This is a genomic window from Methylophaga lonarensis MPL, assembly GCF_000349205.1.
GTDB lineage: Bacteria > Pseudomonadota > Gammaproteobacteria > Nitrosococcales > Methylophagaceae > Methylophaga > Methylophaga lonarensis.
The window spans coordinates 1-22,971 of the sequence record NZ_APHR01000001.1; the positions used below are offsets into that span (position 1 = coordinate 1).

Consider the following 22,971-nt stretch of genomic DNA (forward strand, 5'->3'; position numbering starts at 1 on the left):
TGTGATGTGATTCGGCAAGTGGTTGAACATGTTGCAGGGCGAGTACCAGTCATCGTCAGGCACTGGTGCGAACTCAACCTCAGAAGCTATCGAACTCACAGAGTATGCCAAGCAATTGAACGCTGATGCCGTTCTCTTGGTCACACCGTACTACAACAAGCCAACACAAGAAGGCTTGTATCTGCATTTCAAGGCGATTGCAGAAGCAGTTGATATTCCGCAGATCTTATATAATGTTCCGAGTCGAACAGCATGCGATTTATTGCCTGGCACCGTCGCCAGATTGTCAAAAATCGACAATATCATTGGCATCAAAGAAGCCACTGGCGATGTCAGTAGAGTCAAGGAAATTCAGTCACTCTGCGCTGACAACTTTGAGCTGTATACTGGCGAGGACGCCAACACGGTCGACTTTATCCTGGCGGGGGGGCAGGGCGTGATCTCGGTGACAGCCAATGTGGCACCCGCAGCGATGCACAATATGTGTCAGGCGGCGCTTGACGGCAATGAGTCTGAAGCTCGAGCCATCAATGAGACATTGGCACCGTTGCATCAAAAACTGTTTGTTGAATCAAACCCAATCCCTGTGAAATGGGCACTAAATGAAATGGGGCTTATCCCACCCGGTATCAGACTGCCGATGACGGTCTTATCTGAGCAACACCACGAAGCAGTACGTGAAGCATTACGTGCTGCAGGTGTTCTGAATCACTAATTGAGCGAACTTGATTAATGAATGTAAAAAGCTTTAAAAACGGTTTCCTGACACTTGCAATCGGCATTGCTGTCACTGGCTGCGGCGCTCTGGAGAGGGTTGTTCCTGATACCACTGAAAATTATCGCCGCGCTGACACCATGCCGCCACTGGATATCCCACCAGATTTGAGCACTTCTCGAATCAATGATGATATTGCTGGTACAACTCAAAGCACGGCAACCTTCTCTGAATATGAAGAAGCGGCCAATAATCCCCTGGCTGCACGCTACAACATTGTGCCAGAAGCCAGACCAACACTTACCGGTGAAGGCGATGACCGCGTGCTGACAGTCCCCGGTGATCGTGATCAAACCTGGCAGCGTGTCAACGCATTCTGGGCAGAGCAACGTATCGGTATTCGCCGCGCAGATGAGCGTATTGGCTTGATGGATACAGAAAATGACCCAGAAGGTTATTCATATCGCTTGCGTATGGAGCGCGGTGACAGTGGTCGTTCAGCACGCATCAGACTGACAGGTCGTGATGAATCTAATATCAATCGTCAAAAAGACGAAGCGATGATGCGTCAACTGGCAGATTATCTGGGCACATTGTTCCAACAGGAACGCCAAGTTGCACAAGCCAGGCAAGCCACACAACCAAGCCAAACCAGTGTCCGTGTCACGATGGTTGACGAGGGCGATGGTCAGCAACTGCTGGTTGAACAAGAGTTCAGTGATGTTTGGGGTCGTGTAGGTCGTGTGCTGGATACACGTGGTTTCCGTGTCGAAGATCGTGACCGTACCCGTGGCACCTACTTTGTTCGATACATTGATCCATTCAGTGAAGTTGAGCGTGAAAAACGTGGTCTGCTGAGTCGTATGGCATTCTGGCGCAGTGCAGCTGAAGTAGCGCCTGAAGAGTACTACTATATCCGATTGATTTCAGATGCTTCTGACACTCGAATTATTATTCTCGATGCAGAAGAACGACGTACAAACTCAGATACTGCCAGACGTCTGCTGGATCTGCTGCAGGAACAGCTGACACAGTAATGCGTTTCGCCTCGATTGGCAGCGGCAGCCGGGGAAACGCAACGATCATCCAGCATGGAAAAACCACACTCATGGTGGACTGTGGTTTTTCCGCGCGGGAGACTGAAAAACGTCTGCAACAGCTCGGACTTGATGCCAGACAACTGACGGCTCTTCTGGTCACGCATGAACATGCGGATCATGTGAACGGCATTCGTGTGCTGGCCAGACGTTATCAATTACCGATTTATGCGACACCGGGTTCTGCTGGTTGTTTATCTGCGGATGTGCAAGCCCAGATTCGGGAAATTGGCTTTGATGAAAGTTTTGCAATCAACGATATAGGCGTTACACCTTTTGCTGTCCCCCATGATGCACGAGAGCCCAGTCAGTTTGTCTTTGAGTCTGGACAACATAAAGTGGGACTTCTGACGGATACCGGCAGTATTACCCCGATTATCGAAGCGGCCTTGAATGATTGTGATGCATTGATGCTGGAAGCCAATCACGACGCTGAAATGTTGGAACGCGGCGAGTACCCTGATCATCTGAAATATCGTGTAGGAGGTCGCTTTGGACATCTCAATAATGCCCAGTCAGCAGCTTTGCTAGAGCGAATTAACACACAAAAGCTTCAACATATCGTGGCAATGCACTTGAGTGAGAAAAATAATTCACCCGAGATCGTAGCGCCACTGTTAGCAAATGTTTTAAATTGTCAGCAAGACTGGATTGGTATTGCCAATCAGGACACCGGCTTTGGCTGGCGTCAAACCCTGTAACCTTACACAGAGAACGTTCATGGAAAAACTGCAGCAACTGTACGCCGGCAAAGCAAAAAGTGTCTACGCAACTGCCAATCCGGATTATGTCGTTCTGAGCTTTCGTGATGACACATCAGCCTTCGATGGTGAAAAAGTAGAACAACTCAGCCGCAAGGGCGAAGTTAATAACAAATTCAACGCCTTCATCATGCAAAAACTGGCAGAGGCTGGTATTCCGACACACTTTGAAAAACTGCTGAATCCAACGGAATCACTAGTTAAACACATGCAGATGATTCCAGTGGAATGTGTAGTCAGAAACGTTGCATCAGGCAGCCTGGTAAGACGTTTGGGTGTTGAAGACGGAATGAACCTCACGCCTCCTGTGTTTGAGTTTTTCCTGAAAAATGACAGTCTGCATGATCCGATGATCAACGAGTACCACATTGCGACTTTTGGCTGGGCCACAGAACAACAGGTTCAGCGCATGAAAGCACTGACCTTTGAAGTCAACCAGGTGCTCAAACAACTGTTTAGTGATGCCGGTATGATTCTGGTGGACTACAAGCTTGAGTTTGGCGTCTTTAAAGGCGAAGTCTGCCTGGGTGATGAGTTCAGTCCAGATGGCTGTCGTTTGTGGGATGCTGAAACTCGCAAAAAACTGGATAAAGATCGTTTTCGTCAGGGACTGGGTGGCGTGATTGAAGCCTATGAAGAAGTCGCAACACGAATCGGTGTGCCGCTTTAGGTTGAAAGCCAGAGTCGTGTCAGGTTAGTGCTCTGGCGACAATGAGTGAACAATAGCCAAGACAGCACAGCGTTGTAACAGAATAATCCAGCTTTATGACCACAGCGAAGTGGCGGCTTTGAGGTGCATCGTTGACCAATCAACGTCGAAAAGCCACTATATCAGCCAGTTGACTACAAACCGTAACGTCTGCCTTAGGGCTCGAGTGAATTATTAGTCATGGAATGATACCTGATGAAGGTTTTGGTGTTTGGCGGTGCCGGTTATATCGGCTCACATGTATGCAAGTATCTGGCACAGCGTGGCCACGAGATCACTGTTTTTGACAACCTCAGCACGGGGCATGCAGAAGCCGTGCGTTGGGGAAACCTGGTTCAGCAGGACATTCTCAATCCCGATGCCATCGAAGACTGCTTCAGGCAGCATGGGCCATTTGATCTTGTCATGCACTTTTGTGCCAAGTCACTGGTCGGCGAATCGGTAACTTCACCAGAGATTTACTACCGGAACAATGTTGTCGGCACCATGAATATTCTGGATGCGATGTTGGCAACTTCTCATCAGCGCATCATCTTTTCCTCCACCGCCGCTGTTTACGGCAATCCACAACAATCGCTGATCGACGAGCAGCATCCAAGATCGCCGATCAATCCATATGGCCAGTCCAAAAAAATGGTCGAGGAGATGTTGCTGGATTACGCCAACGCACACGGGCTGGATTCGGTATCACTTCGTTACTTCAATGCATGTGGGGCAGATCCTGAAGCAGATATTGGCGAGAGTCATCAACCTGAAACACATTTGATTCCTAATGTGCTGAAATCACTGGTAAACCCGAGCCAGAATGTTCTGAAGATTTTTGGCGATCAGTATCCAACCGCCGATGGCACCTGTATAAGAGACTATATTCACGTCAACGATCTGGCTCAGGCGCATTTGCTGGCGGGTGAGTTTCTATTTAATCGTTCCGGTGCTTTTGCTTTTAACCTCGGCAACGGAAGTGGTTTTAGTGTCATGGACGTTGTGAAAGCTGCCAGTCAGGTCACTGGACGACACATTGACTATCAAATCGAAGCACCCAGAGCAGGGGACCCTCCGATTCTGGTCGCCAATGCCCATCAAGCACAACAGCAACTGGGCTGGAAAGCTGAATACACCTCATTGGAAGCCATCATCGAAACAGCATGGCGTTGGCATCAAAATGAAAACTTCTGAAGGAGACGGGCGATGATTCCGGTAATTCTGTCGGGTGGAACAGGTTCCAGACTATGGCCATTGTCACGTAAAAACAAACCCAAGCAGTTTTTGAATCTGTTTGGTGAGCATAGTTTGTTCCAGGAAACTGTGTTGCGCTTGTCCGGGCTGGATGAGTTACAACCGCCAATGATCATCTGTAATGAAAATCATCGTTTCATGGTCGGTGACCAACTGGGAGAACTAGGATTATCGGCAACCGAGATCATTCTTGAACCCCATGCACGCAATACTGCACCTGCGGTCACTTTAGCCGCCTTGCGAGCACTGGAGGGTGCTGATGATCCGATATTGCTCATTTTGGCGGCTGACCATGTGATTAAAGATGTTCCGGTTTTTCATGCGGCGATAGAAGATGCATTAAAGTTAGCCCGGCAGAATCATTTGGTGACCTTCGGTATCCAAGCTGATCAGCCGCATACCGGTTATGGCTATATTGAATCAGCCGAAAAAGGCCAGGCCGCCAAGGTGGTCAGATTTATTGAAAAACCTGATCTTGCCACTGCTGAGAGCTATCTCAAGGCCGGTAACTTTTACTGGAACAGTGGCATGTTCATGTTCAAGGCCTCTGTGTTTATCGAAGAGATGCAAAAATTTGCACCTGAGATCGTTCAGGCTTGCAGGGCAGCACTGAACAATATTCGCACTGATCTTGATTTCACCCGGCTCGACGCCGAGGCATTTCAACATTGCCCAAGCGATTCGGTCGACTACGCCGTGATGGAAAAAACCCAACAAGCGATGGTGGTACCGCTGGATGCCGGTTGGAGTGATGTGGGTTCCTGGAGTTCTCTGTGGGAAAACCATCCACATGATGAGCACGGAAATGTCTGTATTGGCGATGTGGTGACCGAATCATCCAGAAACTGTTATATTCACAGCGAAAACCGACTGGTGACGGCCATTGGTGTCGAAGACTTAATCATCGTAGAAACCCATGACGCAGTCATGGTGTTACCCAAGTCTCGCTCACAGGATGTCAAGACACTGGTCGAAAGACTCAATGACGAGTCAAGAAGTGAAGCCGATGTTCATCGTACCTGTTACCGGCCATGGGGGCATTATGACTCCATTGATGCGGGTGGCAGATTTCAGGTCAAACGTATTACTGTGAAACCGGGTGCATCACTGTCATTACAAATGCATTACCACCGTGCAGAACACTGGGTGGTTGTGAGTGGTACAGCAGAAGTAACCTGTAACGATGAAGTCACTATCCTTTCCGAAAATCAGTCAACGTATATTCCGGTCGGAGCGGTGCACAGATTGAGTAATCCGGGAAGACTTCCACTGGAATTGATTGAAGTTCAGTCCGGCAGCTATCTTGAAGAGGACGATATTATCCGCATTCAGGACAACTACAACCGACAATGAGTACGGATACACTAGGATATTTATGACGCAAGGCAAGATTCGCAAGCACGACGCCAAACTAAACGCAATTGCCCGTCTGGCTGACAGCGCGATTATCCTGATCACTTTCCTGGCCTTGATGGACATCTTTGCAATTGAGTGGCAGCCAAAGCATGTCTGGTCATTATTGCTGTCCATCGTATTGTTTAATTTCTTCGCAGAGAGTCTTGATGCCTATCGTTCCTGGCGGGGAACGGATCTACGACATGAGCTGTATGCCATCCTGTTTGCATGGCTCACCGCAATTTTGATTCTTATCGTTGCAGAGCTGTTGATTCTCAACGAGCAAACCTACGCAAAACCTTTTGTGGCGATATGGATTATCGTCACACCGATAGAGATCATCTCTTGGCACATGATAGTGCGAACAGGCTTAGGCATGATGCGCGCCAAGGGTTTAAATACCCGAAGAGTAGCCATTATTGGCGCAACATCGCTGGGCCATATGCTGGAAAGTGCATTCCGTGAAATGGATTGGTCTGGATATCGATTCACTGGCTTTTACGATGACCGCAAACCTGCGCCTGATCGAAGACTTAATGATGAACAGGTTGAAGTGGTGGGCAATATCGACCAGCTCATTCAAGATTGTAAGGATGGCAAGGTGGATGTGGTCTTTATCACGCTTTCGCTTGCCGCAGAGGCGAGAATCAAACAAGTCACTGAAGAGTTGGCGGATACCACGGCTTCAGTATATCTGGTGCCGGATTTGTTTACATTCAACTTACTGAATTCTCGATGGGTTGAATATCAGGCATCACTGCCATCAGTATTTATGAAACTCCTTTCGCAGGGGTTGATAGCCTCATTAAAAGGGTTGAGGACATTGTGCTGAGCTTTATGATTCTGCTGCTGATTGCTATTCCTATGATGTTCATAGCGCTTTGCATCAAAACGACCTCCAAAGGCCCGGTGTTTTTCAAACAGACCCGCTATGGAATGGATGGTGAAAAAATCAGGGTATGGAAATTCCGCACCATGTATGTGGCAGAGGACGGACCCAAGGTCGTACAAGCCACTCGAGATGACCCGCGGATTACACCTTTTGGACGATTTTTACGGCGAACATCGCTTGATGAATTACCCCAATTCTTTAATTCTCTGGGTGGTTCAATGTCGATTGTTGGTCCCAGGCCCCATGCCGTTGCACACAATGAAGAGTATCGTTCAAAAATTCACGGCTATATGCTGAGGCATAAAGTGAAGCCGGGTATTACTGGCCTGGCACAGATTAACGGCTATCGTGGAGAGACCGATACGCTGGATAAAATGGAAGGCAGGGTCAAGTATGACCTGCAATATATCCAGAACTGGTCACTGATGCTGGACCTGAAGATCATTATGTTGACGATATTGCGTGGATTTTCGGGTAAAAATGTTTACTAACCAGAAAAGGCAGCATACAATTCAGCTATGTGGTGAAGGAGCGCGACAACAATGATCACAGACACTCGTCATAGCGTGATCATTCAATAGACCATCGTCGGTCTCAAAACCTTACCGGATATAAATCAAATCAATAGTGTCAGAGGCGCTGTTGATATAAAGAATTCGTTGCTCAGTGTCATTTTTTTGTCACTGTACCAACGTACAATATTCACAGTACAAAAACATCTGTACTGTTGAGCCATCGTCAGAGAGATGGGTCTGGGCGGTGAAATTCCTTAGGGCATTGATGCTCTAAATTTGTTAGCCAAACTTGTCGTGAGGCAAGGACGGAAAACCACGGGTCTTTGAGCGGTTTTGAAGACAGCCGGGTTGCATTGCTAATTTTCAATTTGTAAGGAAATTGTTATGAAAAAAGCGATGCTATTTTTTGCAGCATTATTGTTCTCGGTAAGTGCACATGCGGCTGTGTTGGATTTGACAACATTTGATAATGATGTTGCAAACAACACGACCAATCTTGCAATAGTGAACAACCCAACAGGTGCATTTTCGTTCAATGCAGTTAACACAACAGGCTCTTTCTCAATGGGCCATGTCGTAGTAGCTGCTGTTGATACGATGGCAAAAATCGAGTGGTCATTTAACCAGTCTGCCGATTTGATTACTGCCCAGATCTCAAAAGGCGGTGATTTTCTTATGGTTGAAACTATCACTGGTGCTGGTACTGTCTTTACTATGATGTTGTTGGCAGGTCAAACTTACTTCTTCGATATCATCGGTGAAGCTAAAGCTGGCATGACTCTGACTCTGGGTATCACTGCTGTACCACTTCCAGCAGCAGTATGGCTGCTCGCTCCAGCCCTGCTGGGCTTCTTTGGTATGCGTCGTAGAGCAATGAAAGTTGCTGCTGCCTAAGCACACCAAGTAGTACTGAGTTAACAATATTGTTAGTTTGACGGGAAAGGGGACTTCGGTCCCCTTTTTCTATTTGGACAGGCTTGATTGACTAGCGAAGTTGTTTTGCTGGATTAGACGTTACAGCCATGTCATGCCTGGTTTCTATTGTGTAGTCACGGGAAAAAACTTTTCTAACTGTACTGTCATGCCGACCGAAGCGGAGGCATCTCAAAAGGAAGTATGAAGCCTGGCTGAACGTGTGTTTTGAGATCCCTCGACAAGCTCGGGATGACAATAATGTGGCTCGGGATGACAGAGGCTTATAGGGGATGACACGTGCGTGTGTGGGTTGACACAAAAGCGTACAAGCAGCATGTCATGCCGACCGAAGTGGAGGCATCTCGAAAGGAAGTATGAGGCCTGGCTGAACGGGTGTTTTGAGATCCCTCGGCAGGCTCGGGATGACAATAATGTGGCTCGGGATGACAGATGCTTATAGGGGATGACACGTGCGTGTGTGGGTTGACACAAAAGCGTACAAGCAGCATGTCATGCCGACCAAAGTGGAGGCATCTCAAAAGGAAGTATGAGGCCTGGCTGAGCGGGTGTTTTGAGATCCCTCGGCAGGCTCGGGATGACAATAATGTGGTTCGGGATGACAGAGGCGTATAAAGAATCGCAACATGTTGCCGGAAACAACGTAACAAACACAGGAATGATGAAGTAAGGGTCTGGAAAGAGAGAGAAGCGTCCTTCCGATAAGTGTGCGGCCACACCCGGTCATTCCGGAAAATGTGTAACCCATACACCTCGTCATTCCGGAAAACGTGCAGCGTTTGTCCGGAATCTCTGCACGGCCTCAACAGATTCCCGCATGCGCGGGAATGACGAAAGAGAGGCGGGAATGACGAACGAGGGGCAGAAATGACGAAGTAGAAGCAGGAATAACGAACGAGGGGCGGGTGTAAGGGGATAAATGAAGGAATGATGAAGTAGAGGCATGAAAAGACGGAGCATTATCATTCTGGGGACGTGAAACCCACACACCTCGTCATTCCGGAAAACGTGCAACGTTTGTCCGGAATCTCTGCACGGCCTCAACAGATTCCCGCATGCGCAGGAATGACGAAGTAGAAGCAGGAATGATGCAGTAGAAGCAGGAATGACGAAGTAGTAGCAGTAGTAATGAAGTAAAGGCGATGTAACGACGACTAAGATACCAGGTGTGTTATCTTTAATTTTGCTCAATCGCTTGCTCACAAACAAAAATAACTTTTTATATTAAAAATCACATGTTAACATCATGAACTCAAGTGATTTATAACAGAGGAACCTGTCATGTTTCTGAATATAAGACTATTTATCGCGATTCTTCTCTTGGCAGGTTTGAGCCACAAGAGTTTTGCTAATGAAGATCGTTATCTGCTGAACGCAGGCGATGTTCTTTTTGTCTCTGTCTGGAATGAAGAAGCACTTCAGAAACAAGTGGTTGTGTTGCCTGATGGCAGTATGAGTTTCCCGCTTGCCGGAGAAATGATTGCTGAAGGCAAAGCCATCAGTGAAGTCGAACAAGAACTAGTCAGCAGACTCTCCGACTATATCTCTAACCCAGTTGTTAATGTCTCGGTGCTCGCCGTTGAGGGCAACAGCATTCACGTACTTGGCAAGGTGCAAAACCCGGGTTCATTTGTAATGCGTCAGAATCTCCGAGCGATGCAGGCACTGAGTCTTGCTGGTGGATTGACCCCATTTGCATCTGAAAACAACATCATCGTGCTTCGCCAGGTCAACGGTGAGCAGCAAACACTCAACGTCCGATACAGTGACATCAAACGTGGTAGAGCGCTGGAGTCAAATGTGCTGCTGCAAAGCGGTGATGTGCTGGTTATTCCATAAGCCATTGAATTCAATTCGATGAGATATTCGCTACTTTTGCTGGGCGTTGCGCTCACCACACCCGCCTTATCGGCAGAGTGGGTCATTGATGGTCGCTTGACTCCTAAAATCGAATATGACGATAACGTTCTGCTTCAAGAATCAAAACAAAGCAGTACTATCTACTCTGTCAGTCCAACGTTAAATTTTTCAAGGTCTTTGGAGAACAATAGTGTCCGAGCGTCCTTGGGCTATGACATCGAGCGTTACGCAAGTCTGAGTCGGCTGAACAGAGAAAATCCTTTCGCTGATATTTCAGCGAGTTATCAAACGATGAGAAGCGGCTATGGTATATCCGCTTCATATAGAGAGCGGACGGTTCGTTCAATTGCAGAAGAAGATACTGGTGATTTTAGTTCTGATGCTACAGTTCGGTCCCGTCGAATAGCACCAAGTTATAGCTATCAGCTCACAGAACGTGATGTCATTGCGTTTAATGCGAGCTACTCTGAACTTCGCTACGACCAACGTAACTTTAGTGACAATGACACTCTGACATTATCATCACAATGGTCGAGAAGTTTTTCTGAACGGTTCTCAGCTGGGTTTAACGCAGGCTATACCCAGTATGAATCAACAGGGGAATTCACCCGCTCGGACTATGATTCAACCAACTTTGGTGTCAACCTGAGTTATCGTTGGACTGAGCGAACCAGCATTACGGGTTCTGCAGGTGTCAATTATTTAAAAAGCACTGTTCGAACTGGGCCGGTAAAACAAAACGACTCAAACAGAGGCACCTTAGCCTCTGTTGCAATGAGTCACCAAACAACGCTAGATAACTTCAGTCTCAATCTTTCACGATCACTGAATCCCTCTGGCGAAGGTGTGTTGAATCAACAAGACCGAGTTTCTTTTAACTGGTCCAGAAAGCTAACAGACCGAATGTCTTTCAACCTCAGTACCAGTTATTCTCAAACATCGAGAGCCGACGATACCGGATCGAATAAACGAAAATTCACTGATGTAGCGCCAAACTTGAGTTGGAGAATGACAGAAACTACCTCAATCAACACGGGCTATCGTTACAGAAAAATTCAGGGCGATCGTGAGGATAATATCAACGGCAATGCTGTCTTTGTATCGTTCGGCTACAATTGGGATGGCATTCGCTTTTCCCGCTAATCAACCGCGCACAGAGTGAAATAATGGAAGAAGAAGTAAAAGGTCTTCGTGACTACTGGGATATATTGTGGCGACGTAAATACTGGATATTGATTCCTGGATTAATACTCTCTGCAATCGCTGCCAGTGTTGCCTATTCACTACCTGCGACATACAAGTCAGAAGGCTTGATTCTCATCGAGACTCAGGACATACCGGCTGACCTTGTAAGGACAACGGTGACAAGCTATGCGGATCAAAGGATTGAAATTATCCGGCAGCGACTTCTGACAACAGCCAACATTATGGCAATCATTGAAAGGCACAATCTTTATGCCGAACAACGTCAGGCAATGACTTCTAACACCGCGATTGTGAATTCATTCAGAAGTAACGTCAGCGTTCAGATGGTGCAAGCAAATGTCACAGATCCAGCTACTGGCCGAGCACGAAGAGCCAGCATTGCATTCCGTGTTTCGTTTATGGATCAATCGCCGCAAGTAGCTCAGCGCGTGGCCAATGATTTGGTAACCGAATTTCTGGATGAAAACGTTCGAACTCGTGTCGATATGGCCGCAGATACCGTTACATTCCTGCGTGACGAAGGCGATAGGTTCCAGCGTCAAGTGCGTGATATCGAGTCCCGAATTGCACAATTTAAAAACCAGCACAGCGACAGCTTGCCAGAACTGTTGCAATTCAATCTGACCACAATTGACGGTTTCCAGCGTGAGCTCGCCGCTAATGAGCGTCAAATTGCTGTAAATCAGGATCAGATTCTCACGCTTGGCATGCAGCTTTCTGCAGTAGATCAATATCTTCCCGCAGGAACTAGTGCCGCACAAGGTCGTACTCAACCCAGCTCATCCCAGCAACGTTTGGATCAGTTGCGTCTTGAGTTGAATGCGCTTAAGAGTCGTTATGCTGCTACGCACCCAGATGTACTCAGAGTTGAGAGGCAAATTGAAACATTACAACAAGAACTTGGTGTTGATGGCCCAACCGAGCGAACTCGGGTAGAGGCCGAACTTGAATCTGTCAGATTAGATCTTCAAAGTGCCAGGGAGCGTTATGCAGAAAGCCATCCCGATATTATTGCCTTGCAAGGACGTGTGAGTAGCCTGGAAACTAGACTGGCTGAACTACCGGTTACTGCAGCAACAACAGATGTTGCTAACGTGACTAACAACAGCGAACGACCACTTAACCCGCTATACATTCAGATTACAGCGCAAATCAATGCAATGGAACGTGAGTTGGGTCGGCTTAGAACTAGACAAGCCGAATTAAGGGCGCTTATAGAAGAATACCAGGCGCGTGTCCAGCGAACACATCTTGTTCAGCAGGAGTACACAGATTTATCGCGTGACCATGAAAATACTCTGGCTAAATATCGTGAACTGAGAGCCAAGCAACTTGCCGCTGAACTATCACAAACATTAGAAGCTGAAAGCAAAGGCGAGAGCTTTACATTGATTGAGCCGCCTGTTGTGCCAAACACTGCTGAAAAACCAGACAGGCGGAAGCTAACCATGATGGGGGTTGTAGCTTCCTTCGGTGCTACCGGCGGCTTGGCCTTTTTGTATGAAATGTTGTTTGGTGGCGTTCGTGGTTATAATGCAATGACTCATGCATTGGGCAGGGCACCTTTAGTGGTAATTCCCATCATACCCACGGAGCGTGACCGTCGCCGCAAGCGTCTCAAATGGACATTGCTGTTCATCATCCTTATTGCAGCCGGCATTGCTGCCGTTGCAGTGTTTCACTTTTACGTGATGCACCTTGAGGTGTTCTGGTTCAAGCTCATGAACAAGCTTAGCTTGCTCTGATATTTCATTAATCGGATGTCTGACAGATATGGATAGAATTCAAAAAGCGCTTGATAAGGCCCGTGAGAAAGCTGCGTCAGAACCAGCCGTCAGTCCGGTCAATCGTCCGCAGCCTCAGGTGGCTGAGGATCCGCTTCAAGCCCCAATTACAGATATTGAGTACACACAAACTCAAGTTGTGCCCGCAACACCAGATCAACTTGCAGAAAATCGAATCATCGCAGGCTTTTACAACAATCCAAATTCTGCCGTATTCAGAATGTTGCGCACCCAAGTATTAAAAAAAATGCGCTCAAACAATTGGCAGACACTGGCCGTCACTTCACCGACAGCAGGAGAGGGCAAGTCAGTCGTTGCAGCCAATCTTGCAGTTGCGATAGCGATGGAGCTTAACCAGACGGTATTGCTGGTTGATATGGATTTGCGTAACCCAAGCATTAGTAAATATTTTTCACTTAACGCCAAGATTGGCCTTAAGGAATACCTTGAATCAAATCTGCGTTTGTCAGACGTGCTGATGAACCCTGGCATCAAACGCCTGGTAGTGCTGCCTGGCGTTGGTCGTGCTGAACATTCAGCCGAACTACTTTCAAGCCCAAAAATGGCGCAATTGGTGGAAGACATCAAAGCGCAATATGATTCCCGCGTGATTATTTTCGACGTACCGCCATTGTTACAGACTGACGATGTGCTGCTCGCCACCAACTACTTCGATTCCGCTTTGCTGGTTTTGGAAGATGGCAAAAACAATGATGCCAACATCAAAAAATCCTTACAGATGCTTGAGGGTACCCACTTGCTCGGAACGGTGATGAATAAATCCGAGCGTCCACCAGAACACCAGAATTATTGATAAATGTATTTAGAACACTTTGGCTTAGACCATAAACCCTTCAATCTGGTACCGGACCCGAATTTCTTTTATCTGAGTCCAAATCATAGAAAAGCGCTGACCATGCTCGAGTACGGCTTGATGAGTCATGCGGGCTTTACTGTGGTAACGGGGGAGATAGGCGCTGGAAAAACCACACTCATCCGAACGCTGCTTAGTAAGATTGGCAATGACTGTGTGATTGGACTTATCAACAATACGCATGAATCATTCGGTGACTTGATGGGCTGGGTATTAGACGCGCTTGAGATTGAGTCAACTGCTAGCGACAATGCGGGTCGTTATCGCGATTACATCAACTTTGTCATTGAACAACATGTTGCTGGACGCCGCGTCGTGTTGATCGTTGATGAGGCGCAGAACCTTACCGTTCAGTCCTTAGAAGAGCTCAGGTTGCTCTCAAACGTCAATATTGACAGTGATATCTTCTTACAACTTATCCTCACAGGTCAGCCAGAGCTGGTTGATAAATTAAACCGACCTGAGCTTAAGCAGTTTGCTCAACGGATTGGCATTGAATTTCACTTGGGCGCTCTGAGCTACCCTGAAACACAAAAATACATCGAATACCGACTTGAAAAAGCAGGTGCTAAACAACGCATTTTCAGTAACGAAGCCTGTGCCGTTATTTTCTGTTATAGCGAGGGTGTGCCACGACGAATCAATAACCTGTGTGACTTTGCAATGGTGTATGCATTTGCTGATGACAGGACATTTATTGATGCTGCACTGGTGCAGGAGATGATCAAAGACAAGCAAAGCTCAAGGGTTGTTTACAACGCACTGTCCGACAAACCGGAAGTTGCCAGAGTCAGAAAATCGCTTTTGGAACAATTTAATATCCAGCTTCGTTAACTTTTTGGGTTTAATTTGCTCAACTGTGAACCCATTCACAAACGAGAATGAATATGATTTATAGAATTGACTCTGTCACCCATCGCCATGCGGGTGTCTCCGGGTCATGAGTGACATAAAAAACGCTCTGCCCCCCAGAGTGTTTTTGAGCCTGACGTTAGTCAGGCTTTTTTTTGCGCATATTGTGTCAGTGGCACAGATGAAGAAATGCAAGAACCCCCGATTAATGAGTGAAAAGTACCTGATATTTGTGAACAGCTTCGCACTTGTGTTAACTATTGTCTCAACTAGAGGTGATTTGTGACGCAACTCACAGCTACATGCAAAATCGATCCCTAGTATCGACCCTGCATTAATCGCAAAAAAATCATTGGGGGGCGATGATTATGAAATTTACTTCTATGCTATTCTCTGGTCTGCTGTTAGCGTTCGCAACAGCGGCTTCTGCACAAAACTACTATGTATGCGACAACGGCGACGACAATAACGACGGCCGTTCTGAAGCAACACCATTTCTCAGTTATGAAAAAGCCATGCAGACATTTAATCGAATGGAAGCAGGTGAAAGCGTGTTGTTTTGTAGGGGAGGGGTTTTTCCTGCCGAAGTATTCGCACGAATCGCGAATTGGAAATGTAGTGCTGAAAAGCCTTGTACTATGGCTGACTACGGCGATGCAGCTAAGCCAGCACCGACAATTGTTGCCAACGGAGTCATACCGCTGAACTTCCAGAACGGCGGAACATCCAGAAGGGATGGTGGCTATATTGTCAGAAACTTGACTTTGCTCAGCAAGAAATTTGAGCATGTCGGGGTCATGCTATACAACGATGTCAATGACGTTACATTGGACAATCTGCACATCGAAGGGTTTAACGTCGGCGTCTACTCTGCGGGGGCAAACCAACCGGAAGGTGGTTCAAACCAAGCAAATGATCGAATTTTTCTGACAAACTCAACGATTATTAATAACAGAAAACAGGGCTGGTTGGGTGGCTGTAATGATTGCGTGATTGACAACAACCATTTTGAAAATAATGGTTTCGGCACCGCAATATTCGATCACAACGTCTATATTGACAGTCCAGTGAAGTCTCAGGATTTTTATAATAGAAACATCAGGTTTACAAACAACACATTGTTGTATTCAACTCGTGTGGACGGGCTCTGCCAAGGTGCATCATTTGTTGTTCACGGCATAATCAAAGACTTGTACATTGACGGCAACATCATTCGTGAAGAAGCCGGTAAAGTCGGCCAACATTGCTGGGGTATAGCTGTTGACCCAGGCAATCAGTTGGATGAGTCTTTTGTCGGCCTAACTATTACCAACAACAAATTGTTCAACGTAGGCAACCTGGGTATTGGCTGTGCTTCGTGTAAAAACGTTTTAATTGCTGATAACATTATTGTTGATGAAGGTAATGTTCTGAGAACAGGTATTGCTGTTCCCAACAAGACAGAGAATTCCTTAAAGTCTGAAAATGTAACTATACGCAACAATAAAATCGTAGCAAACCATGATCTTGCACACGGTATATTATTGCGTGGCTCTCATGAGTTTGATGTCTACAATAATGAGATAAGCCTGTCTTCCACAGACTCTCGCTCAAGATGTATACAACAAGAGGCCGGTAATCTCGAAACTGATGTCTCACGCAATACTTGCGATGCTCATACCAGTGTCAAAATCATTGATGAACCTGCTCTAGACACCGATGTCAGCCAAGAAGAGGTGGCAGAAGCAATAGTAGATCAAAAAGCTACTTCAGACAGTCAGCAGGCTAATGAAGAAGTGGCTTCCAGCGAAGGTGCAACAGAGGTTGATGAGACAGTCTTTATTAGCCCAAGAGCTTCAGGCGAAACTACTGTAACCGAATCTACCACAACTGAAACGACAGCATCTTCAGGAACCACAGGTGGAAGTAGCGGCGGTGGCACAAGCAGTAGTCGAGGCACCAGCTCTACATCAAGTAGCGACGCAGAGTCGACTTTGGCGGACGATGGATATACCGGTTCTACATACTCAAACACAAGCGCTGCCGGAACTGTCGAAACAAACGATTCAGGTAGCACAACGGCTATTTCTGACAGTACAAAGGGAAACAGTAGTTCAAGGTCTGCGAATGCTCAGCCAGGTAACTCATCAATCAAAGCCGTGACGATTGATGATGTGAAAGACGTCACTGAAAATGATATTTCAGATGTCGATGAAAGTCAGTGTCGTGTATTCGCACGTGGTCGCTGCATGATGATGTGACAGAAGGTTGTATTGTTGACGAGAAAAGCTGGTTACGAAAGTAACCAGCTTTTTTTGTGTTTGTGTGAAGCTTGTCACATGTCCTATACTTTTGCTGGTGTCACAGGAAAAATATGAGACAGGGTTAGTCTGCGATGAGATCGAAGTTTGTCTGAAATAGAAATTGTTCATTACAATCCCAAGAGAAAAATTTTTAGTGGTCGGTTAGGGCGTATTTTCCCTATTAAAAAACCTCTGAATAATTTCGGCGACTTACTTGGCCCTCTAGTTGCTCAACATTTGCTCAGAAATGAGTACGGAAAATTCTCAGCGCAAAAAAATGTAAGGCTTTTGACCATTGGTTCCATCATACATTTTGCCAGAGATGGTGATGTGATTTGGGGAAGTGGGATAAATGGGAAAGTTCCTCTGACGTCTTTGCACTTTTCTGAGCTTGATGTCAGGTCTGTTAGAGGGCCTCTAACCCGAGATATCTTAATAGAACGTGGCATTGATGTACCTGAGGTATTCGGAGATCCTGGTCTGTTGACACCCCTTATCTACCCTCATTTAAAAGAGCTCCAAAAAACACCTCGTTATGACTATACCTTTATCCCCAATTACAACGATATACCAAGGTTCAGTGACGAGTTATGGTATTCACCTCAAAGTGGGTTGATGAATTGCCTTGAAAGAATAGCAAAAAGTCGTTTTGTGACAGGAACAAGTCTGCACGCAATCATCATTGCTGAATCATTGGGCATCCCTGCAAGGGCGATTCGGTCGAATAATGAACACGAATTTAAATATGCTGACTATTTTACCGGGACAGGAAGAGACAACTTTGCATTTGCAGACTCTATCGAACAGGCATTATCGATGGGGGGGGAACAGCCGATAGACATTAGCAATATCTCCCAGCCTATTATTAACTCCTTTCCATTCGATTTATGGCATGGCATCGATTGATAGAAGTATCTCAGAATGGAAGATAAGCCATTGCAGAGCGCCAACGACGTTTCGCTAAAGAAAAGAACAATTAATAGTGGGATGTGGACCATAGGCAGCTATGGTGGCCGTCAACTAATTCGACTCGGTAGTAATGTTATTCTCGCAAAGCTTCTGTTTCCTGAAGCTTTCGGTCTCATGATGCTTGTGACGGTATTTATGCAGGGGCTTGGCATGCTCTCTGATATTGGTACTGGACCGAGTATCATTCAAAATAAAAATGGAAATGTTCCACGTTTTCTCAATACAGCATGGACCATGCAAATCATGCGTGGTGTCATTGTTTGGTTGATGGCTGTACTGACTGCGCCATTTTACGCAGGCATCTTTGACGAGCCTTCACTCAAGGTTTTGATTCCTGTCGCGGGTCTTACCGCAGTCATCGCTGGTTTTAATTCTACAAAGCTTATCACCGCCAACCGGGATTTGACTTTGGCTCGCATTACAGTCATGGACTTTTTGACTCAAATAGTCTCAATTGTGGTGATGATTGTCTGGGTATTGATCTATCCAACTGTCTGGGCTCTGGTAGCTGGAGGTTTGGCAGGGGCATTCCTAAAAATGATTCTCAGTCACACCATTCTGACAGGTTCCAAAAATAGTTTTGAGTTTAACCTGGAATATGCGAAGGAAATTTTCAGGTTTGGCAAATGGATATTTTTTAGTACGGCGCTCACATTTTTGGTCATGCAAGTAGACAAATTTCTACTGGGGTACCTTGTAGGTACGGCCATGTTAGGTATCTACACTATAGCGGCGATGTTTAACTCTGTTGCCCAATCCGTGATGCAGACGTTGACAACAAGAGTTTTGTTTCCCTCATATGCAGAGGTAATTAGAGGCAGTGATATAAAACGTTTGCAGCGGGTACTAACCAAAACACGTTTGTTACTTATAAGTAGTGCTTGGGGCATTTCTCTTGGCATGATTGTCATTGGGGCGATGCTGATCGATATTCTTTACGATGAGCGTTACGCCGATGCCGTTTGGATGATCCAGATTTTGCCGCTGAGTACACTTGTGGGTGCCTTATCTCTGACATACCACAGTGCAGTTCTGGCCAAGGGTGGTTCTGCAAGTTTGTTTGTTATTAACTTTATTAAACTTCCCGTTCAGGTTTTTATGATGATATTTGGATATCAATTATGGGGTGTTCCAGGCCTAGTAATTGGATTGACCATGGTTGAGTGGTTGGTGTATCCGGTTACCGCATGGATCGCCTACAGAAATAAAATATGGCAAGCTAAGATTGATTTAATTGCTATTGCTTTTGCTGCGTTGATCGCCTACTACTACATCGGTTATCTGGTCACTTCGGCAAAGATTCCAATATGACTAGACAACTTTTTGTTCAGTCCACGATGGAGAATAAATCCATTCGTGGTATTTGAGGAAGCGCTGAATGTCTGGGAATGACAGTGGTTAGGACAAAAGGGGGCGGGAGTTTATGGATAAATGCACTGAAAATGTAGCCAATCAAGAGTGAGAAATCATGTCAGATCCATTAGTCAGCATCGTCATTCCATGTTACAACCGTGAACGATACATAACAGATGCGCTTAACAGTGCGTTGAATCAAACTTACTCGAATATTGAAATCATCGTTGTAGATGACGGCTCTACCGATAAGACTTTAGAGGTTTTATCTGGTTATGCAGATAAAATCCAAATTATCAGTCAAACAAACAAGGGTGTTAGTGCGGCAAGAAATGCAGGTTTTTATGCATCAAAAGGTGATTATGTCGTTTTTTTAGACTCTGATGACTGGATGTCAGACGATCTTGTCGAAAAGCATGTCCAAACTGCAAAAATTTTCCCAGAGGTTGATATTTACTGCTCTGATAACAGGGGTATTGATGGGCAAGGTAATTTATCTGAGATAGCCAGAACAACCTACCCCGATCAGCCAGACACACCATTGGAATTATTTCTTCTCAAGCCACCTCCATTTCCTGCTTGTGAAATGTATAAAGCCTCAACAGTGCGACAACTGGGTTGTTATGATGAAAGCATGAAATCATTTGCCGACTCAGTGCTCAGACTCAACATAATCCTGGCAGGTGGTAAGGTTGTCAGGACGCAGGGTGGCTACGCTGTCTATAGACCTGTTGCCAACTCAATTACCAAGACTGGTAAGCTCCACGCCTCGGCAATCAGATTGATCAAGAAACTACAAAAACATCCTGCAGTTATAGATGATCCTACGAAACAAGAACTCATTAAGAACCGCTTGCTTCGTCACAGAATGAGAAGATGGAAAAATGTATTTAGCTATCATCTCAGTTTCAAGCCGACCTCAATTTTGAAATTAATTTACCATCTCTTCACCACATCAAAAATGGATCCGGGTTATATGGTATTCATCCTACGAGATCAGCCATGGAAACGATCAGCTGATGAGGTTTTTTAAACCAGGATGTTCTATGAGACTGGTTAATGATCTCTTTGCTGTAACAATATTTGAATGGTAATTTGAAATAGTGTCACTGTAGCCTGGCCGATGAGTTTCAGCGCAGAGATGAAGATCATGTCGTATATACTTTATGTATTGAGAGTGTTGCCGCGCGTGAAAAACAGAACAGAACTAATGGGTGAGACAGTATGAATATACTTGTTATGGGAGGTGCCGGTTTTATTGGTAGCGTACTCATTCGTAGGTTGCTACAAGATGGGCATAGAGTCAGTGTGTTTGATCGTGATGCCCGTGTCCTCATCAACCAAATGCCTGAACTTGCCAGTGCCACACAGGCAGACTTTTCGGATGTAATGAGTCTTGCTGAAGCAATGACAGGCGTCGATCTGATTTTTCATTTGATTAGCACCTCCGTGCCATCAACTTCAAATAAAAATCCTGTACACGATGTTGAAAGCAACCTTGTGAATACTGTAAAGCTGCTTGAGCTGATGCGCGCTACGGATGTGAAGCGAATTATCTACTTATCATCGGGAGGGACTGTTTATGGAAATCCCGTCTCTCTGCCGATCAACGAGTGTCACTCAACCAACCCGACCTGTAGTTATGGCATTGTAAAACTTGCTATCGAGAAGTATCTGCAAATGTACGCCGAACTGTATCAGCTCGATGTGACTATTCTTAGACCATCGAATCCCTATGGTCCAGGCCAGACTCGTAAGGGCGTACAGGGTTTTATTGGCACGTGTGTCGACAAGATAAATTCGGGGCAAGCAATTACCATATGGGGTGATGGCAGTGTTGTTCGAGATTACGTATACATTGATGATGTAGTTTCAGCCTGTGTTAAGGCGATGTACACCAGTCAACGTGGGCCATTCAATATATCCAGCGGTGTCGGTTATTCTCTCAATCAACTAGTCGAAATGATGGAAAAGTTTCTTGATAAAAAGATTGAAGTTATCTATCAGGAAAAACGTAACTTTGATGTTCCTGAGGTGGTTCTTGATAATCAACTGGCCAGGGCAACACTCGGATGGACGCCTAAGACAACCATTGAGAATGGGTTGAAACTGACTCTATCTAATCAAGCTTGATCAAAGTATAGGTCAAAAAATATGCATTGAGAGGGTTGAATCAATGCCTGGTAAAACTGTATTTTCAGCTCCCAGATAATTAAGACAATCAAATGCATGCTCGTATTAGGGATTAATCAGCAACGTGGATAAAAACACTCCCCTCAGAATTCTTGCGCTTAGACCCAGCTATATAAATAACTATGGCATTGGCTATGCAGCGACACAGCTGGCAAAGTTCATGAATAAGGAGGGCGAGGTTATTTCGCACATTATGTCGATTGACTCTGTTTACGCAAAAGAAGGCAACTATGTGAAAACATTGTTACCTCGCTTTCTGAATCGACTTGCTACAAAGCTGTTCAGTGAGCAATCGCTGAAGAAATTCACCGAACGACGGTTCATCAGGATGATGAAACATTATGATGTTGCTCATCTTTGGCCCGGCATATCAGTTGATACAGTGCAGCGAGTCAAATTCATGGGGAAAGTGATCGTCATGGAATGTGTGAATTGTCATCAATCAGTGGCGAAATCAATTCTAGATACCGAGTCGCAACGGTTGGGCGGTGTTGTCACTAACACGATCAGTCAAGATGACATCAAATTCGAGAATGAACTCCTTGAAGCAGCAGATTTTGTCTTTGGAACCAGTCCTGAGGTAATCAATTCACTTTTAAGTCAGGGTGTTAAGACTAATAAAATTATTAATACCTCCTATGGTCTGAGTGATGAGGATATTCATCCGCCATCAATGAAAAAACCAAAAGCAGCTGACGACTTAGTTGCAATTTTTGTTGGCAGTGTGATTGCGAGAAAAGGTATTCATTTACTGCTGGATTACTGGCTGAGTGCCAATGTTCCGGGAAAATTGAAGGTTATTGGACGAATTGCAGCCTCGGACAGACCGCTCGTCAGTGCATATTTTGATAAGCCTTCGATTGAGTTCATTGAATTTACAAACGAGTTGCACTCACATTATGCAAATGCAGATGTATTTTTGCTGCCTAGCCTTGAGGAAGGAAGTCCTCTTGTTACATATCTGGCATTGGGCGCGTCATTACCATGCATTGTATCTTCAATGGGCGCGGGCGGTGTTATTGAAGATGATGTCGAAGGTTTTGTCATTAATCCACATCACAAAGAACAGTGGATCTCCGCTATCAGACAGCTTTTCACCGATAGTTCACTTCGTGAGAAGTTCTCAAGGAATACTGGAGATAAGGCTGAATATTATCGGTGGCAATTGGTCGCTTCACGGCGTGCCGATGCTTTATTGAGGGCATGCAGGTCAAAATGACGCATCGTTGTTTTAGTGTGTATAGTCGACACTATACGCACAGGCTTGATTGGAAACATGAAATGGACTAGCGTCTGCAAGGACAGGTAATGGGAAGCATAGTGGAGGCTGCATATAGATGATTGG

The 22,971-nt window shown here is 45.7% G+C and carries 19 protein-coding genes, 1 pseudogene and 1 riboswitch; all 20 genes and pseudogenes read left to right on the forward strand.

Annotated features, from left to right (window positions below; translation table 11 throughout):
- A pseudogene (gene dapA / locus MPL1_RS00005) lies at nucleotides 1-715 on the forward strand (4-hydroxy-tetrahydrodipicolinate synthase); the annotation flags it as partial.
- Between the two features lie 17 nt (nucleotides 716-732).
- Entirely contained in the window at nucleotides 733-1,752 is a 1,020-nt protein-coding gene (bamC, locus tag MPL1_RS00010) for an outer membrane protein assembly factor BamC (protein ID WP_009725078.1), read from the forward strand.
- Entirely contained in the window at nucleotides 1,752-2,513 is a 762-nt protein-coding gene (locus MPL1_RS00015; protein ID WP_009725079.1) for an MBL fold metallo-hydrolase, read from the forward strand. The genes bamC and MPL1_RS00015 overlap by 1 nt, the downstream gene beginning before the upstream one ends.
- Before the next feature lie 19 nt (nucleotides 2,514-2,532).
- Nucleotides 2,533-3,243 carry a phosphoribosylaminoimidazolesuccinocarboxamide synthase gene (gene purC, locus MPL1_RS00020; RefSeq protein WP_009725080.1) on the forward strand — a complete coding sequence of 237 codons (711 nt, stop codon included), beginning with the start codon at nucleotides 2,533-2,535 and terminating at the stop codon, nucleotides 3,241-3,243.
- 234 nt (nucleotides 3,244-3,477) lie between these two features.
- Nucleotides 3,478-4,458: a UDP-glucose 4-epimerase GalE gene (gene galE / locus MPL1_RS00025; protein ID WP_009725081.1), complete on the forward strand. Its 981-nt coding sequence runs from the start codon at nucleotides 3,478-3,480 to the stop codon at nucleotides 4,456-4,458.
- A 12-nt stretch (nucleotides 4,459-4,470) separates the two neighbouring features.
- Nucleotides 4,471-5,871, forward strand: coding sequence for a mannose-1-phosphate guanylyltransferase/mannose-6-phosphate isomerase (locus MPL1_RS00030; protein WP_009725082.1), 1,401 nt, complete (start codon nucleotides 4,471-4,473; stop codon nucleotides 5,869-5,871).
- 22 nt (nucleotides 5,872-5,893) lie between these two features.
- Nucleotides 5,894-6,745 (forward strand): Capsular polysaccharide synthesis enzyme CpsA, sugar transferase, encoded by an 852-nt coding sequence (locus MPL1_RS13800; RefSeq protein WP_009725083.1) that lies wholly within the window; start codon nucleotides 5,894-5,896, stop codon nucleotides 6,743-6,745.
- Nucleotides 6,718-7,296: an exopolysaccharide biosynthesis polyprenyl glycosylphosphotransferase gene (locus MPL1_RS13805; protein ID WP_235045480.1), complete on the forward strand. Its 579-nt coding sequence runs from the start codon at nucleotides 6,718-6,720 to the stop codon at nucleotides 7,294-7,296. Before MPL1_RS13800 ends, MPL1_RS13805 begins: the two co-directional genes overlap by 28 nt.
- Nucleotides 7,297-7,592: 296 nt before the next feature.
- Nucleotides 7,593-7,676: riboswitch (cyclic di-GMP riboswitch) on the forward strand.
- Between the two features lie 28 nt (nucleotides 7,677-7,704).
- Complete coding sequence (locus MPL1_RS00040) at nucleotides 7,705-8,214, forward strand: VPLPA-CTERM sorting domain-containing protein (protein WP_009725085.1); 510 nt, start codon at nucleotides 7,705-7,707, stop codon at nucleotides 8,212-8,214.
- Nucleotides 8,215-9,534: 1,320 nt separating this feature from the next.
- Entirely contained in the window at nucleotides 9,535-10,092 is a 558-nt protein-coding gene (locus MPL1_RS00045; protein ID WP_009725086.1) for a polysaccharide biosynthesis/export family protein, read from the forward strand.
- An 18-nt stretch (nucleotides 10,093-10,110) separates the two neighbouring features.
- Entirely contained in the window at nucleotides 10,111-11,256 is a 1,146-nt protein-coding gene (locus tag MPL1_RS00050; RefSeq protein ID WP_009725087.1) for a porin family protein, read from the forward strand.
- Nucleotides 11,257-11,279: 23 nt separating this feature from the next.
- The gene (locus MPL1_RS00055) at nucleotides 11,280-13,064 is read left to right on the forward strand and encodes an LPS biosynthesis protein (RefSeq protein WP_009725088.1); all 1,785 of its coding nucleotides are present in this window, start codon (nucleotides 11,280-11,282) and stop codon (nucleotides 13,062-13,064) included.
- Between the two features lie 28 nt (nucleotides 13,065-13,092).
- Nucleotides 13,093-13,917, forward strand: coding sequence for a CpsD/CapB family tyrosine-protein kinase (locus tag MPL1_RS00060; RefSeq protein WP_009725089.1), 825 nt, complete (start codon nucleotides 13,093-13,095; stop codon nucleotides 13,915-13,917).
- Nucleotides 13,918-13,920: 3 nt separating this feature from the next.
- Entirely contained in the window at nucleotides 13,921-14,811 is an 891-nt protein-coding gene (locus MPL1_RS00065; protein WP_009725090.1) for an ExeA family protein, read from the forward strand.
- 386 nt (nucleotides 14,812-15,197) lie between these two features.
- Nucleotides 15,198-17,069: a NosD domain-containing protein gene (locus tag MPL1_RS00070; RefSeq protein WP_152417525.1), complete on the forward strand. Its 1,872-nt coding sequence runs from the start codon at nucleotides 15,198-15,200 to the stop codon at nucleotides 17,067-17,069.
- 147 nt (nucleotides 17,070-17,216) lie between these two features.
- A complete protein-coding gene (locus MPL1_RS00075; RefSeq protein WP_009725092.1) occupies nucleotides 17,217-18,017 on the forward strand; it encodes a polysaccharide pyruvyl transferase family protein in 801 nt (266 codons plus the stop codon).
- 15 nt (nucleotides 18,018-18,032) lie between these two features.
- Complete coding sequence (locus MPL1_RS00080) at nucleotides 18,033-19,391, forward strand: oligosaccharide flippase family protein (RefSeq protein WP_009725093.1); 1,359 nt, start codon at nucleotides 18,033-18,035, stop codon at nucleotides 19,389-19,391.
- Between the two features lie 157 nt (nucleotides 19,392-19,548).
- On the forward strand, nucleotides 19,549-20,466 hold the full coding sequence (locus tag MPL1_RS00085; RefSeq protein ID WP_009725094.1) for a glycosyltransferase family 2 protein: 918 nt from the start codon (nucleotides 19,549-19,551) through the stop codon (nucleotides 20,464-20,466).
- 191 nt (nucleotides 20,467-20,657) lie between these two features.
- Entirely contained in the window at nucleotides 20,658-21,566 is a 909-nt protein-coding gene (locus MPL1_RS00090) for an NAD-dependent epimerase/dehydratase family protein (RefSeq protein ID WP_040576715.1), read from the forward strand.
- Between the two features lie 124 nt (nucleotides 21,567-21,690).
- Nucleotides 21,691-22,845 carry a glycosyltransferase family 4 protein gene (locus MPL1_RS00095; protein ID WP_009725096.1) on the forward strand — a complete coding sequence of 385 codons (1,155 nt, stop codon included), beginning with the start codon at nucleotides 21,691-21,693 and terminating at the stop codon, nucleotides 22,843-22,845.
- Nucleotides 22,846-22,971 lie beyond the last annotated feature (126 nt).